Raw genomic sequence first — 13,858 nt, 5'->3', positions numbered from 1 at the left:
CAGCACTCGATATAGATTCAGAACCGGAGGGCGAGGAATGAAACGATACAAAATCTTCTTGGCAGTAATGTTCTCTGCAGTGATATTTTTATTGACTGCCTGTACAGGTGTGAAGCAGAAAACAGAAGAACAAAAGGCCGAGAATAGTATGTTCGCCATGAATACATTTATGACGTTTCAGGCATACGGCGAGAATGCTAAGTCTGCGTTAGAGGAAACAAAGGATTATATAATTGATTTGGAAAATATGCGGTCTGTGACCAGAGAAGAAAGTGACATTTATACTGCAAATCACAGTAATGGTGCAGAAATTGTAATTCAGAAAGAAACAGCGGACTTGTTTCCTTTGCGCTTCAAATGGCAGAACAGACGAACGGTGCTCTCTCGACATCCTTGTATGTTATGGGAAGAAAAGAAGCTGAAAATTATTGGAGAAATCATGGCGGATTTGATATGCTGCTGATTACCAATGAAAACGAGGTTATTGTGACAGCGGCCATTGCGGAGCAGTTCGCTTTAAGTAAAGGGCGGACAGAAAAGGTAACAGTGCTGGAAAAATGAAAAAACAAAAATGGATTTTAGCTGTTTGTATTTGTATTTTTTTAACCGGAATTATAGGAACCATATGGACATTTGGAAAATCTGAACTAGACCAGATTGAAATTGTACGGGATGGGAAAGTCGTATTTCAGGCGAATCTGGCAGAGGAAGAAGATAAGGTAATGGAGTTTGCCTATGAGGGGAGCCATAACACAGTGGAAATTAAAAATCATAGAATGAGGGTAAAATCTGCGGAGTGTGCGGCTCAGACCTGACAGTTTACACTGTTTACCACTATTTGGTGAAAGAAACGGGAATGATTGCCGGAGCATTTACTGATTTATTCGCACAGCAGTTCATACAAAAGAAAGGACGGGAAAATGCAAAAGAAGAAGGAAAGAAATTTCAAAAAAATAGTAGATATTGTGGTAAGTCTGGCAGTGTTTGGGATACTTACCGGAATGTCAGGAAAGGCGGTGGAAAGTAAAACGTGTTTACAGAAGGAAGTAAAGCAGACGGCAGAATGCAAAACTAAAACAAACAATATAAACACACAGAAAAAGGCAGTGGATGCAGGGCAAGTACAAGAGACCAATCCTAAAGAAACAGAAAGAAATCCTTCGGAGACGGAAGAGGCAGCGCCAGCAGAATATTCTATCCAAGAATTTCCGGTTACACTGCAAATGCCGGAGCTGCCCACCGGATGTGAGATTACTGCACTTACGATGGCGTTAAATTATTACGGGTTTCCTGTAGATAAAACAACAATGGCATCTGAATTCTTGCCGAAGTCGGGAGCGGATTTGTACTATGGAGAAGATGGAAAGCTATATGGTGCAGATATGAATGCATTTTTTGTAGGCGATCCATTTTCTGAAAATGGGATGATATGCGGAACCCAGGCAATTATAACAGCGGCGAATACTTATCTTCAGTCACAGGGAAGCCAGCTTACAGCAAAAGATATTACGGGAAGTAAAAGTGAAGAGTTATATAGAAGAATCAGCAAAGACCAACCCGTAGTTGTATGGGTAACAATTGAGATGGAAGATCGCAGAGATGCACAAGGGTGGTATACGGAAACAGGGGAGTATGTGGACTGGAGTATTAATGACCATGGTGCAGTTCTAATCGGTTATACAGACGCAACAGTTACCATTGCGGATCCCATTTCGGGAGAAATACAATACAGCAGGGAGCAGTTTGAAAGTGTGTTTATGACGCGTGGCTCTCAATGCGTAGTAATAGAATGATTTTTAATGAAAGTGAGGGTTTTTAAAATGGACAGACCTTATATTTTATGTAATATGCTTACGGCTTTGGATGGGAAAATAACCGGACCGTATATGTTTGATGAGTATGCAAGAAAGACGATGGATGCCTATGACAGAATCCATGAGTCCTTTGGCGCAAATGCATGGATGTGCGGAAGAAAAACGATGGAAGAAAATTTTACGTTGGGAAAGGAACCGGATTTACAGAAAGTGGATTATGAAATTCCGAGAACTGATTTTCTTGCCAGGACAGATGCCAAGGTTTATTGCCTGTCCGTAGATACAAGGGGAAAATTAGGCTGGCCGGCAAATACGATTGATCCATATAACGGCAGGTCAGAGGCACATATTGTGGAGATTCTGACAGAACAAGTTTCCAATGAGTTCCTTGCATTTTTGCAGCGGATGGAGATTTCCTATCTGTTTGCGGGAAAGATGGAGCTGGATATGGAGCTTCTCCTAAAAAAAGTAAAAAATGTATTAGCGGTTGATTTGCTGCTCCTGGAGGGCGGCGGAAGCCTGAACGGTTCTTTTATGGAGAAAGGGCTGATTGATGAATTAAGTCTTGTACTTACGCCGATTGCAGACGGAGCAGTCCACACACCGACACTCTTTGAGACAAAAGCAGATCTAACTGAGTATCCAGCAATGAAATTTGAACTGAAAGCTATAGAAAGGCTGGATGGAAATGGACTTTGGATTCAGTATAAAGTCATACCTTAAAAGCATATAAAAAGATTTACTAAGATTATGATATAGCAAAAGGGGGCGTTGCAAAATAGGTGAGTAATCACCTATGGAGCAGCGCTCCTTTTTTGTACCCTAAAATAGAAAACGGACTCCGAAGAGTCCGCAATCCATGGTATAATAAGATATGTCAAGTAAATTAAAATACCATAAAAATTATACCGGATTTGGCGAACCTTATCAACTGGTTTTGCCATTAAATTTGGAAGGTTTGGTTCCTGATGATGATTCTGTTCGGTTGTTGAGCCACGAATTGGAGGATCTGGATTACAGCTTGCTGTATCAGGCTTACTCTGCCAAAGGCAGAAATCCCGCAGTCGATCCAAAGACCATGTTCAAGATCCTGACCTACGCTTATTCTCAAAATATTTATTCTTCAAGAAAAATCGAAACGGCTTGCAGGAGGGACATCAACTTTATGTGGCTGCTGGCTGGACAAAAAACTCCGGATCACAGCACCATTGCCCGCTTTCGTACCGGATTTTTGGCAGATGCCTGTGAAAACCTCTTTTATCAAATCATAAAACGATTGAAAGATTCCGGAGAACTGTCAGCGGAAACTGTGTTTATTGACGGAACAAAGTTAGAAGCCTGTGCAAACAAATATACGTTTGTCTGGAAAAAATCAGTAGGAAAATGGGAAGAAAAAATGTTTCGGAAGATACAGGAAACCATACAGCTTCTGAACAAGGAATATATACAAGATTTTTCTGTTACTTCAGAAACAAGGACGCAGGATTTAGAGAAAACAGTGCGTTTTTTAGAAGAACAGTGCCGGATAGATCATACTGTTTTTGTCCAAGGACGAGGAAAAAGGAAAAGTAAAAACCAACGATATTTAGAACTTTTCCGAAGATTTCTTGAACGACAGGGTATCTATGATTGGCATACGGCAAGTTTTCAAGGCAGAAATAATTATTGTAAGACAGATCCGGATGCGGCCTTTATGCACATGAAAGATGACCATATGAGAAATGCACAGTTAAAGCCCGGATATAATGTCCAGATTGCAGTAGACAGTGGATATATCGCATCAGCAGATATTTTTCAGGATCGGAATGACGTCTGGACCCTGGTTCCTTTTTTAAAAACAATGGAAACGAATCTGGGGTTCCGTTATCGGAGCGTGACAGCTGATTCAGGCTATGAAAGTGAAGAAGCGTATACTTATCTGAGAAGCACAAAGCAAAAACCGTACATAAAACCACAGACTTATGAGAAATGGAAGAAACGGAGCTTCAAGCAAGATATCAGCAAACGTGAAAATATGGGATATGACGAAGAAGCAGACACATACATTTGCCATGCCGGGAAATCCCTGTCTCCCCTTTTTATCAGAAAGCAAAAAAGCAAGAGCGGCTATGAATCAGAAGTAACTGTTTACGAATGCGAAAACTGTAACGGCTGCCCTTATAAAGAGAAATGTACCAAAGCAAAGGGCAATAAACGGTTATATATTTCAAAAAGCTTTCTGGAAAAGCGGCAGGAATCCTATGAAAATATCCTAAGTGAAACAGGAATCAAATATAGAAGGAACCGTTCCATCCAGGTAGAAGGAGCCTTTGGTGTATTGAAAAATGATTATGAATTTCAAAGATTTCTGCTGCGAGGGATAAGCAAGGTAAAACTGGAGATATTTTTGCTGTGTATGGGATACAACATCAATAAACTACACGCAAAAATCCAGAAGGAACGCACGGGAAGTCATCTTTATCCGGTAAAAGAATCCGCTTAAGAACAAGAAAAATAAAAAGATTATTAAAGTACGCCAAAAATCCGGAAGGATTCCCAAAACAAAAGGATTCCATCCGGATTTTTCATATATAGAGCGAGGGTGCCGCTCAATCATCTAATTTGATGATTTTGCGACACCCTCTTTTATTAACTTTGGAACGTCTTTAAAATCATAAACCTGCCAGTTCCCCCACAATTTCCAAAAAACGCAGGGTGTCCACATTAGCTTTGCAGGAATAGATGATCCCATAGGGAATGGACTCCTGCACATCTAAGGGAACCGTTACCAGGGACGGATGGATGTCCTGCCATTCACCAACTGTCAGCAAAAGCCATCCCAGTTCCTCGCAGCGGTTAAATGTCTCTACATCATAGTGGGGCGGAGCGTCTTCCAGAAGGATACTGGCGTTTTGCTCCAGCCAGATGCGGACACGGTCATTAGAAGGACTGCTGCCCCGGGCATAATCAGAAGATGCCGGCCAGATAAATCGCCGATGGACAGATGTTTCCGCTCTGCCAGCGGATGCCGGCGTGACATGGCCAGACCAAAATAATCCTGCCCAAGAGGAAGGAAGCGGCACAAATGCCTGGCCAAGTCAGAGTCATAGATACCACAGAATAAATCATAGCGCCGCCCCAGATCTGAAAACATGAGAGTAGGATCGTCCGGAAAAGGAACCATCTTTAAACGGAACATCGGCCAGGAATCACTTACCTTTCCCCACAGTTCCATCAGACGCATGCCCGGATATAAGGTTGAAGTGCCGATCCGAACCGTGCGCTGCTCAATTCCCTGAGCCTGGCGGACTCTTTGAATCGCTTCATCGGACCACTGAAAGAGAGCTTTTGCATCCTGATAAATAGAACTTCCGGCGGCAGTCAGTGAGACTCCCTGCCGTGTACGCTCCAGCAGAGGAAGACCGATGTGACTTTCCAGAAGGTTCATCTGTTTCATAACGGCAGTGGGAGAAAGATACAAACGTTCCGCTGCCTGTGTAAAGCTCCCGCAGTCTGCTACTTCGATAAAAACCTTTAGCTTTGGGTCATACATGACTTGCTCTCCTTTATATAAACTGTTAATTAATAGAATTATAAAATAACGGGAGATTCCATGTCAAGCGACAATCGGATGGAATGAAATCAGAACTGTAGGATTACAATACATGTGTTACAACTGAATAAATAAAAAGCGAGGATAGCCTCTTTGTGTTATATTTGAATCACCACAAAACAAAAAACATAAGGAGCTTCCCCGCATGGCTAGTATAACACAAGATATGAGATACCGTCTATCCTTAATCAAGTATGCTGAAAAATTTGGCGTCACCAAAGCCGCTGTCAAATATAAAACCAACAGACAGTATATCTACCGGTGGAAACGACGTTATGACGGCTCCTGGGACTCCCTCCGGGACCGGTCTCGACGCCCCCTGCACCATCCTAACCAGCATACAGAGGCTGAGATTAAGATGGTCCTCTCCATACGACGCAGAAACTCTCACGACGGACTCGTCGTCTTCTGGGTTAAGCTCCGCCAGCGCGGCTATTCCCGTTCCATTCCGGGCCTTTACCGCTTCCTTAAAAAGCAGGGCATCATGGCCGTACACCCACCGAACCCAAAGTATATTCCCAAACCTTATGAAAAGATGGACTATCCTGGACAGCGCATTCAGGTGGATGTGAAATTTGTCCCTTCCGCCTGCCTGAAAAACAGCAAGGTAATCGGAAAACATTCTTTCAGTACACCGCTATTGAGGAGTATTCCAGATGGCGTTTTGTGGAAGCTTTCGAGGAGCACAGCACCTATTCTTCCGCACAGTTTGTGGATCACCTTGTGGGGGCCTTTCCTTGTCCTATTGCGTGTATTCAGACAGACAATGGCACGGAATTTACCAATCGTTTTACTACTCACCGGGACAAATCCACGCTCTTCCAGAAACACCTGGAAATGCACGGCATTCACCACAAAGTCATCCGGCCCTTTACTCCCCGCCACAATGGGAAGGTGGAACGCAGCCACAGGAAGGACAATGAGCAGTTTTATGCAACCCACCTGTTTTATTCCTTTGAGGACTTCGCAAAACAGTTGAAGGTGTATAACCGTAAAGATTACAACAAGTTCCCCATGCGCCCCTTGGGATGGAAATCGCCGAATGAAGTGCTTCAGGATTATTTGCGGTCAGTGTAACAAATGTTTGACAAACCTACAATAATTGAAAAAAGTAAAAAGAAATTTTCTGGTAAAAAGGGTACGACAATAAGGCCCGCTAACATGCAGACCGGAACTTGGATGTAAGGAGTTACGCTTTTGGAATATAAGGCTCATTATTTTTTAGAACAGCATAGATAATGTTGCACATTTTTCTGGCAACAGCCCCCACACAAGTTAAATGATGTTTTCCTTCACTCCGTTTTTTCTGGTAATAGCCACTGAGTACAGGATCTTTGAAAGAGGCAATCAGGGCAGCCTGGAAAATTGCTTTTCTAAGATATGGTGAACCACGTTTGCTCATAACATTGTGGGTGGCTTCAAATTCACCAGATTGCGTCACAGAAGCATCAATACCCGCAAACGCTACCAGCTTTCTGGGATTGTCAAACTTTGAAATATCACCAATTTCGCTGATAATGGCAGCTCCTGTGACATTCCCGATTCCAGTAATTGTTGTAATGGGAGATTCCAACTTCCCCATGATGCCGGAGATTTCTGCTTCGGTTTCCTTCACTTGGTTCTCAATAAAGGAAATTTGTTCAACCAGCGTTTTCAGTTGAAAAGTAAAACTGTTTTTGGCAAAGGTGATCCCAAAGGAAGAAGAAGCGGCTGCCTTCAACTGCTCAGCTTTTTGGGAGCCAATTTTCTGCCTGCTGAGCTGTGCAAGCAGTTCTGCCAGGGTTTCGGATGAAACATTTTCAAAGTCGATTGGGGAAGAAAACTGAAGGAGGATTTCTTTTGAGGTTTTACCAAAAATGTTGGAAAAAATGGACTGGTATTCAGGGAAGACCTGGTCTAACACGCAGACGACCTTTCGTTTTAAATCGCTGATGGATTCCACCAAATAAGTGCGGAAACGTGTCAGGGTGCGCAGGGAGAACAAATTTTCATCTGCAGGCCGTGTTTCTATGAACTGTCCATAGCGGATCAGATCGGCAATAAGAACCGAATCAATGGCATCATTTTTCCGCTTACGGATTTCCGTCCCCCTGCGCCAGCCATCGGTTTGGATGGGATTAATGACATGGAGAAGGAACCCTTTCTCAAAGAGGAAGGAATAGACAGAGAGCCAGTAATGGCCGGTAGCCTCCATGCCAATTTCAAAACCGGAGGGGTCGGAAGAATAGGCGGAAAGTTTGGAAAACAGAGCATTTCCGCCATCCGTTGTATTAGAAAAAGAGAAAGCTTTAAATACAACTTTACCGTTTTCATCCATCATGGAAGCAACATGATTATTTTTGCCAACATCAATACCAACAAATAACATAAAGAACACCTCAAGGGAAAGATTTCAGGTTGGGAGACCACTCATCTAATAAGCGCCACTACCTTGTGCTAAATACGGAGAGAAGCCAAAGGGCAACCAACATCCAACTCATACGCGGAAAGCTTATTAGAGAGGGGGATCAGTCTTTCAAGTACGAGCAGAGGCGCTCAAGGAGCAAACGATCATCCTCTCAATCTAATAAAACAATTATCTCCTATCAGACTAGAGATGTAAAGAAGTAGGTCTAAGGGTTTATAGGTATCCCTTGGACAACCTAAATACATTATACAAGGAGCGTGATTTTATGTCGAAAATAACAAAAATCCAATCGGCGATTCCGCAGATAAAAAAACGGAAAAGGGTGGCCGGATACGCAAGGGTTTCAATGGAAACGGAGCGTATGAACCATTCCCTTTCCGCACAGATCAGCTACTACAGCAGCCTTATACAAAAGAATCCCGAGTGGGAATATGCCGGAGTGTATTCGGATGATTTTGTATCCGGCACGACCAAGACTAAAAGAGAAGGCTTCCAGAATCTCATTGCCGATTGCGATGCCGGGAAGATAGACATTGTAATCACAAAGAGCATTTCCCGATTTGCCAGAAATACAGTAGACCTTCTCGAAACGGTAAGGCACCTTAAGGAGCTGGGCATCGAGGTATGGTTCGAAAAGGAAAATATCCATTCACTTTCAACGGACGGTGAACTGATGCTGACTATCCTTGCATCTTACGCACAGGAAGAGGCAATCAGCATCTCGCAGAATGTGCAGTGGATACGGCAGAAGAATTTTGAAAAGGGAATTCCGCAAGCCAGATACCGGGTGCTGGGTTACCGCTGGGATGGCTGGAACATGATGTTCGGCTTTAAGGACGGAACAGAAATGGTTCAGAAACCGGAGTACAGCCCACAGGATCTGGACTGGGACAGGAGAAGGGAGACGGACAGGAATGCCAAAGAGAGTTAGGACGATACCGGCGACAATCAGCAAGACAACGCGGCCCCCATCAATTCTCCGGCAAAGAGGAAGGTGGCAGCATATGCCAGGGTGTCGACCGACCATGAGGAACAGCTGACAAGCTACGAGGCGCAGATCGATTACTACACCAATTACATCAAGCAGCGTGAGGACTGGGAATTTGCAGGGTTGTACGATGATGAGGGCATTACTGCTTGTAATACAAAGCGGCGTTCAGGTAAACGAAGAGGAAGCAAAGACGGTTAGGCTGATTTACGAGCTTTTCCTTGAAGGGCATACGCCTTTTTCCATAGCGAAGGAGCTGACGAAACAGGGCATCAAGACGCCGATGGGTAAAGATAAATGGGTGCAGAGCACGGTGCAGTCGATTTTACAAAATGAAAAATATCGCAGCGATGCTTTGCTCCAGAAAACCTTCACGGTGGACTTCCTGAGCAAGAAGCACAAGAAGAACGAGGGCGAGGTGCCGCAGTACTATGTTGAAGGAAGCCATGAAGCCATCGTTTCACCGCACATCTTCGAGATCGTTCAGGCGGAGATGAAGAGGCGGCTCTCCAGCAACAGCAAGTACAGCGGAGTGAACATCTTCTCCTCGAAAATCTGCTGCGGCGAGTGCGGCGGCTGGTACGGAGCCAAGGTCTGGCATTCCAATGACAAGTACCGCCGGGTGGTGTACCAGTGCAACAACAAATACAAGAACAAGAGCGGGAATCCATGTCGGACTCCCCATCTGACCGAGGCTCAGATTAGGGAAATGTTCATAAAGGCTGTCAATGAGCTTATTACGGAGAAGGACGAGCTTATCGGCAATCTTCGGATGACGCTATCAGTCATCTGCGATAACACGGAACTTGAGAAGGAGCAGAGGGAGCTTGAGGAAGAGATGACCGTTGTGGCCGAACTTACCGAGAAGTGCGTGGAGGAGAACGCCCACGTGGCCTTGGATCAGGAAGAGTACCGGAAGCGTTACAACGGGTTGGTAGCCCGATACGACAAGGCGAAGGCGAACTACGAGGCTGTCAGCGACAAAATCCGGGGCAACATGGCACGACAGCTGGAGCTGGAGCGGTTCATTGAGATTCTTGCCGAGCAGGAGCCTGTAACAGAATTTGACGGAGCCTTGTGGGCGATCCTGGTAGACCACGTGACCGTGAACAAGCCTGATGACATCGCGGTGGTCTTTCGGGATGGGACGGAGATAAAAGAATATATTGGGACAAAATAAGGGAGAGGCCACAACGGTCTCTCCCATTTTCAACTTGTACATAATTCGTAGAGTGCTTTACTCTGCGAACACTATAATTTGCAAAACTAAGGTAACAATTAATTTAATATTTTACAGTATGTCGAAAAATCTGTCAATATGTAAATCGACATTTGGGCAAAAAACTTTATAGATAACAAGAATTTTTTTCAAAAAGCCCCTACAAAAAGCCGAAGAGCATTTGTTAAGGGGTCATACCATGGGTCAAAAGGAGGAAAGCATCATGGCAAAAAGAGGCGAAAACATCAGGAAGCGAAAGGATGGACGATGGGAAGGGCGTTATCCTAAAGGTAAGAAGGATGGGCGAACAGTCATGGGTTCAGTTTTCGGAAAAACCTACCAAGAAGCCAAGGAAAAATTGATATTCGCTAAGGCGAGTCTTTCAGAGACTCTTCCTAATACTCAGACGGCAGCTGTAGTGATGGACACCTTTTCCAAAACAGCGGAGGAATGGCTGGTGGCAACAAAACCGGGATTGAAAAAGTCCAGTATATGCAAATATCGTAATGTGCTTGACAAACACCTGCTTCCCGAATTTGGAGATAATCAAGTCTCCGCTATTACAAGAGATGATGTTTCAGTATTCTCTGCAAAGCTCCTTTCCAGCAAGGAAGACGGCGGGAAAGGTCTTGCTCCAAAAACCGTGTCCAGCATAATCTCAGTAATGAAGAATGTAATGGACTACGCTAAGCATGTGAAAGGTGCGAATATAATCGATTTTGATGGACTCAGCATTAAGCAACCACTAAAACAGCTTCGTGTTTTTAGCACCTATGAGCAGGATACACTTGTAACGAAGCTTTTGGAGAATCTTGACTTTATTAGCCTTGGCATACTGCTTTGTCTATTTACCGGCTTGCGTATCGGAGAAGTCTGCGCCCTGATGTGGAGTGACATTTCTTTCGATGAACAAAAGCTGAGAGTTACACGGACGATGCAGCGTATCCAAGAGTCAGATGGCAAGGGGCATAAGACTAAAATAGAGATTGATTGTCCAAAAAGTGACTGTTCTATCAGGGACATTCCGTTACCTGACGAAGTATTCAGCATACTGGTTGAGATGAGGCAGCCGGATGGCTGCTTCTTTTTAACCGGTCTCGAAGGAACTTTCGTTGAACCCAGGCAGATGGAGAAATGTTTTTCTCGTATTGTGAAATCCTGCGGTATAGAAAAGGCTACTGTCCATACTTGCCGCCATTCCTTTGCTACCCGCTGCGTGGAAGTGGGATTTGATATCAAGACTCTATCAGAAATTCTAGGACATGCCAGTGTAGCAATCACCATGAACCGTTATGTTCACCCTTCTATGGAGCTTAAAGCCCAGAATATGAACAAGCTTTGCGGACTGCTTTCAGGGGTCAAAAACAGGGTCAACAAGAATGAAGAGTCCGCATAAATAGGGTTTTTTACTGTACAAGGCCGCAGAGTAAAGCACTCTGAGAGTAGTTCGAAACGAAAGAAGGGCAGTGGATGGGGAATAGTACAAATAATGAAATTCTAAATATTGACAAAGAGAAACTGATTGACATCCTGACGGAAGATTTGCCTGTTCTCAGAGCGAAGATTGGCCTATCGCAAGATGAACTTGCAGAATTGATAGGTGTGTCCAGGCAGACATATTCTGCTATCGAAACGAGAAAGAGAAGGATGACATGGAATACATTTCTATCGATATTGCTTGTATTCGACAATAACGAGAAAACAAATGAGATGTTGGTAGGGATGGGAGTTTTCCCAAAGGAATTGAGAGAGACATTAAATATTGACAATAGAAAGGTGTGAATTTATGAGTCAGACTATCGTTGAACTTAATTGTCCGGGGTGCGGGGCAAGGGTAAATACTGGACAAAAGGAATGTGACTGGTGTCACAAGCCAATTGTGATATCTACATTCAATAGCGTTTATTCCATGCCAATGCCAGAGGTCAACAAATATGCCAGTGCTTACAGGAAGGCACTAAGTGAGAACCCGGAGAATGGGGATATTAACAAATCCATCGCCATGTGTTACTTAAAGCTGAAAATGGTGGATAAGGCACTTCCAGCTTTTGAGAAAGCTATAGAAGAAAATTTTGATGACTCAGAATCGTACTTCTATGCTGCTGTATGTGCGTTGGGCGGGAAGAAAGCTTTTTTGAATCAGCGGCCAACCATCGACAAAGCTCTCGAATATATTGATGCTGCCTTGATGATAGAACCGAAAGGAATTTATTACTATCTGATGGCGTACATAAAATATGACTATTTTGAACGAAAGCACTTTAAAACATCTCCAGATTACCAGGAGTGCCTGCTTATGGCCAACAATGCAGGTCTTTCTGATTACGATATAGAGCAAATGTATGCGATATTAAATGTCGCTCGTCCCGAAGCAATATAGTGCAACTTTCATAGCATGCAACGCCAGCATGCCGTTAATAAAATCAAATCACCTAAAGGAGGAGAAAAATCATGGGCGTATTATTAATTATCATTATCATTGTGGCTGCCATCGTTTGGTATTCAAAGGTGTACAATTCTCCGAATGCGAGAGCAGTCCGTCAGCTGACACAAGGCAAGAACGAGGAACAGACAAAGACCATTGAGTATTTCTGCAAGGAAGGTTGTATGACTAAGACCATCACTGATGAGGAATATCTGGAGATGGTTCGCAGAAAAAGAGACTCCATGAACTTCAAGCAGAAAGCTCTTGATAAAATCGGTCTTGATGAGGAAGAAGTCAGAGAGATATCTCCTGCTATGTTTGAAGGCTTCGTTTACAAGAATGCATATGCAAAACAGAATGCTTCCGGCAAGTGGGTAAGCTCTGCGTACCAGGTTTCCTGGATTTTCTTCAGCTCTACTCAGGTATACCTTTACAGTTATACCTTTAACATGGATGAAGACAAGAAGAACGAACGTACAGATGAATTCTTCTATAAGGATGTCACATCGTTCTCCACTCTTTCCGAATCCGATACAGCGCATGGCCTTAGCGGCAATACGTTTGAGGTTACATCTGAGCAGTTTGCAATGGTCGTTCCCGGAGACAAGCTCTTCATGGCTATGGGGGACATTCAGAATGCCGACGCAATCATTCAGGGCATGAAGCAGAAATTGCGCGAAAAGAAAATGTGATGCTTAGAATAGCTTCATAAATAAAAGGAGGTTTTACAATGGCACAAGCTAATGTACAACTACTTGAACAGTACAAGCGTGGTAAAAACGCAGAACAGCAGAAGGTTATTGATTACTTCTGCAAGGAAGAAGGCTAGAAGGCTGTATGTCCAAAAACATGACCGATGATGAGTATTCGCAGATGGTCATCAGGAGACGCGACTCTCTCAATCTTAGGGCAAAAGCTCTGAGTAAGATTGGTCTTGACGAGGACGAGGTCAGCGAGATTCCACCTGCAGTATTCGAGGGTTATGTTTTCAAAAATGCCTTTGCGAAGAAACGTGCAAATGGAAACTGGGTAAGCTCTGCCTACCAGGTTGCATGGCTGTTCTTTAGCTCTACCCAGATTTATGTCTATCGTTATACGTTCAATATGGACGAAGACAAGAAGTAGGAAAGCACGGATGAATTCTTCTATAAGGATGTTACTTCCTTTTCGACCAGTTCTGAGACTGAAACTGCGCACGGACTGGGTGATGAGAAGTTTGAGGTTGAGTCCAACAAGTTCAAGATGGTTGTTCCTGGAGACAAGATTTTCGTTTTTATGGATGGTGTGGCTGATTCGGAATCGATCATTCAAGCTATGAAGCAGAAACTGCGCGAGAAGAAAATGTAAGGCTGCAAGCAGACGGTATTGCGGCATGGAATGCAGCAAAGCGACCTCTGTTTGCGTATGTGTAAG

General features: G+C 43.8%; 17 protein-coding genes and 1 pseudogene. 15 read left to right on the top strand and 3 right to left on the bottom strand.

Annotation, left to right across the window (positions count from 1 at the left end; all coding sequences use genetic code 11):
* Positions 1-37: 37 nt before the first annotated feature.
* The 5 genes from EFA47_RS08100 (at position 38) to EFA47_RS08080 (ending at position 4,296) form a co-directional block, all read left to right on the top strand.
* A complete protein-coding gene (locus EFA47_RS08100; RefSeq protein WP_122642809.1) occupies positions 38-463 on the top strand; it encodes a hypothetical protein in 426 nt (141 codons plus the stop codon).
* Positions 464-557: 94 nt separating this feature from the next.
* Positions 558-815 (top strand): NusG domain II-containing protein, encoded by a 258-nt coding sequence (locus EFA47_RS08095; RefSeq protein WP_122642808.1) that lies wholly within the window; start codon positions 558-560, stop codon positions 813-815.
* 105 nt (positions 816-920) lie between these two features.
* Positions 921-1,793 (top strand): C39 family peptidase, encoded by an 873-nt coding sequence (locus EFA47_RS08090; RefSeq protein WP_235853236.1) that lies wholly within the window; start codon positions 921-923, stop codon positions 1,791-1,793.
* Positions 1,794-1,820: 27 nt separating this feature from the next.
* The gene (locus EFA47_RS08085; RefSeq protein ID WP_164689952.1) at positions 1,821-2,537 is read left to right on the top strand and encodes a dihydrofolate reductase family protein; all 717 of its coding nucleotides are present in this window, start codon (positions 1,821-1,823) and stop codon (positions 2,535-2,537) included.
* 151 nt (positions 2,538-2,688) lie between these two features.
* Positions 2,689-4,296 carry an IS1182 family transposase gene (locus tag EFA47_RS08080; protein ID WP_122642806.1) on the top strand — a complete coding sequence of 536 codons (1,608 nt, stop codon included), beginning with the start codon at positions 2,689-2,691 and terminating at the stop codon, positions 4,294-4,296.
* A 169-nt stretch (positions 4,297-4,465) separates the two neighbouring features.
* Here EFA47_RS08080 and EFA47_RS19845 read toward each other — a convergent pair whose 3' ends face one another.
* Both EFA47_RS19845 and EFA47_RS08075 read right to left on the bottom strand, forming a co-directional pair.
* A complete protein-coding gene (locus tag EFA47_RS19845) occupies positions 4,466-4,624 on the bottom strand; it encodes a hypothetical protein (protein WP_164689951.1) in 159 nt (52 codons plus the stop codon).
* 35 nt (positions 4,625-4,659) lie between these two features.
* Positions 4,660-5,346, bottom strand: a complete 687-nt coding sequence (locus tag EFA47_RS08075; protein WP_122642805.1) for a LysR family transcriptional regulator — start codon at positions 5,344-5,346, stop codon at positions 4,660-4,662.
* 205 nt (positions 5,347-5,551) lie between these two features.
* Between EFA47_RS08075 and EFA47_RS20165 the strand changes: the two are divergent.
* Both EFA47_RS20165 and EFA47_RS20160 read left to right on the top strand, forming a co-directional pair.
* A pseudogene (locus EFA47_RS20165) lies at positions 5,552-5,665 on the top strand (IS481 family transposase); the annotation flags it as partial.
* Positions 5,666-6,072: 407 nt separating this feature from the next.
* A complete protein-coding gene (locus tag EFA47_RS20160; protein WP_408631201.1) occupies positions 6,073-6,483 on the top strand; it encodes an integrase core domain-containing protein in 411 nt (136 codons plus the stop codon).
* Between the two features lie 112 nt (positions 6,484-6,595).
* On the opposite strand, the gene EFA47_RS08065 is transcribed toward EFA47_RS20160, so the two are convergent.
* Entirely contained in the window at positions 6,596-7,774 is a 1,179-nt protein-coding gene (locus EFA47_RS08065; RefSeq protein ID WP_122642804.1) for an IS110 family RNA-guided transposase, read from the bottom strand.
* 304 nt (positions 7,775-8,078) lie between these two features.
* Here EFA47_RS08065 and EFA47_RS08060 point away from each other — a divergent pair, with 304 nt between their 5' ends.
* From EFA47_RS08060 to EFA47_RS08030, 8 genes are all read left to right on the top strand, one after another.
* Positions 8,079-8,744, top strand: a complete 666-nt coding sequence (locus tag EFA47_RS08060; RefSeq protein WP_122642803.1) for a recombinase family protein — start codon at positions 8,079-8,081, stop codon at positions 8,742-8,744.
* A gap of 81 nt (positions 8,745-8,825) precedes the next feature.
* Positions 8,826-9,002, top strand: a complete 177-nt coding sequence (locus tag EFA47_RS20325) for a recombinase family protein (protein WP_306438864.1) — start codon at positions 8,826-8,828, stop codon at positions 9,000-9,002.
* Entirely contained in the window at positions 8,932-9,981 is a 1,050-nt protein-coding gene (locus EFA47_RS08055; protein ID WP_306438863.1) for a recombinase family protein, read from the top strand. Before EFA47_RS20325 ends, EFA47_RS08055 begins: the two co-directional genes overlap by 71 nt.
* A gap of 262 nt (positions 9,982-10,243) precedes the next feature.
* Entirely contained in the window at positions 10,244-11,416 is a 1,173-nt protein-coding gene (locus tag EFA47_RS08050) for a tyrosine-type recombinase/integrase (protein ID WP_164689950.1), read from the top strand.
* Between the two features lie 74 nt (positions 11,417-11,490).
* Positions 11,491-11,802 (top strand): helix-turn-helix transcriptional regulator, encoded by a 312-nt coding sequence (locus EFA47_RS08045; protein ID WP_122642801.1) that lies wholly within the window; start codon positions 11,491-11,493, stop codon positions 11,800-11,802.
* A gap of 4 nt (positions 11,803-11,806) precedes the next feature.
* Positions 11,807-12,400: a tetratricopeptide repeat protein gene (locus EFA47_RS08040; protein WP_122642800.1), complete on the top strand. Its 594-nt coding sequence runs from the start codon at positions 11,807-11,809 to the stop codon at positions 12,398-12,400.
* A 71-nt stretch (positions 12,401-12,471) separates the two neighbouring features.
* Complete coding sequence (locus EFA47_RS08035) at positions 12,472-13,137, top strand: hypothetical protein (RefSeq protein ID WP_122642799.1); 666 nt, start codon at positions 12,472-12,474, stop codon at positions 13,135-13,137.
* A 145-nt stretch (positions 13,138-13,282) separates the two neighbouring features.
* The gene (locus EFA47_RS08030) at positions 13,283-13,570 is read left to right on the top strand and encodes a hypothetical protein (RefSeq protein WP_122642798.1); all 288 of its coding nucleotides are present in this window, start codon (positions 13,283-13,285) and stop codon (positions 13,568-13,570) included.
* The last annotated feature ends 288 nt before the right edge of the window (positions 13,571-13,858 follow it).

The organism is Luxibacter massiliensis, assembly GCF_900604355.1.
Taxonomy (GTDB): Bacteria; Bacillota; Clostridia; order Lachnospirales; family Lachnospiraceae; genus Luxibacter; species Luxibacter massiliensis.
This window is presented reverse-complemented; position numbering and strand designations above follow the sequence as displayed.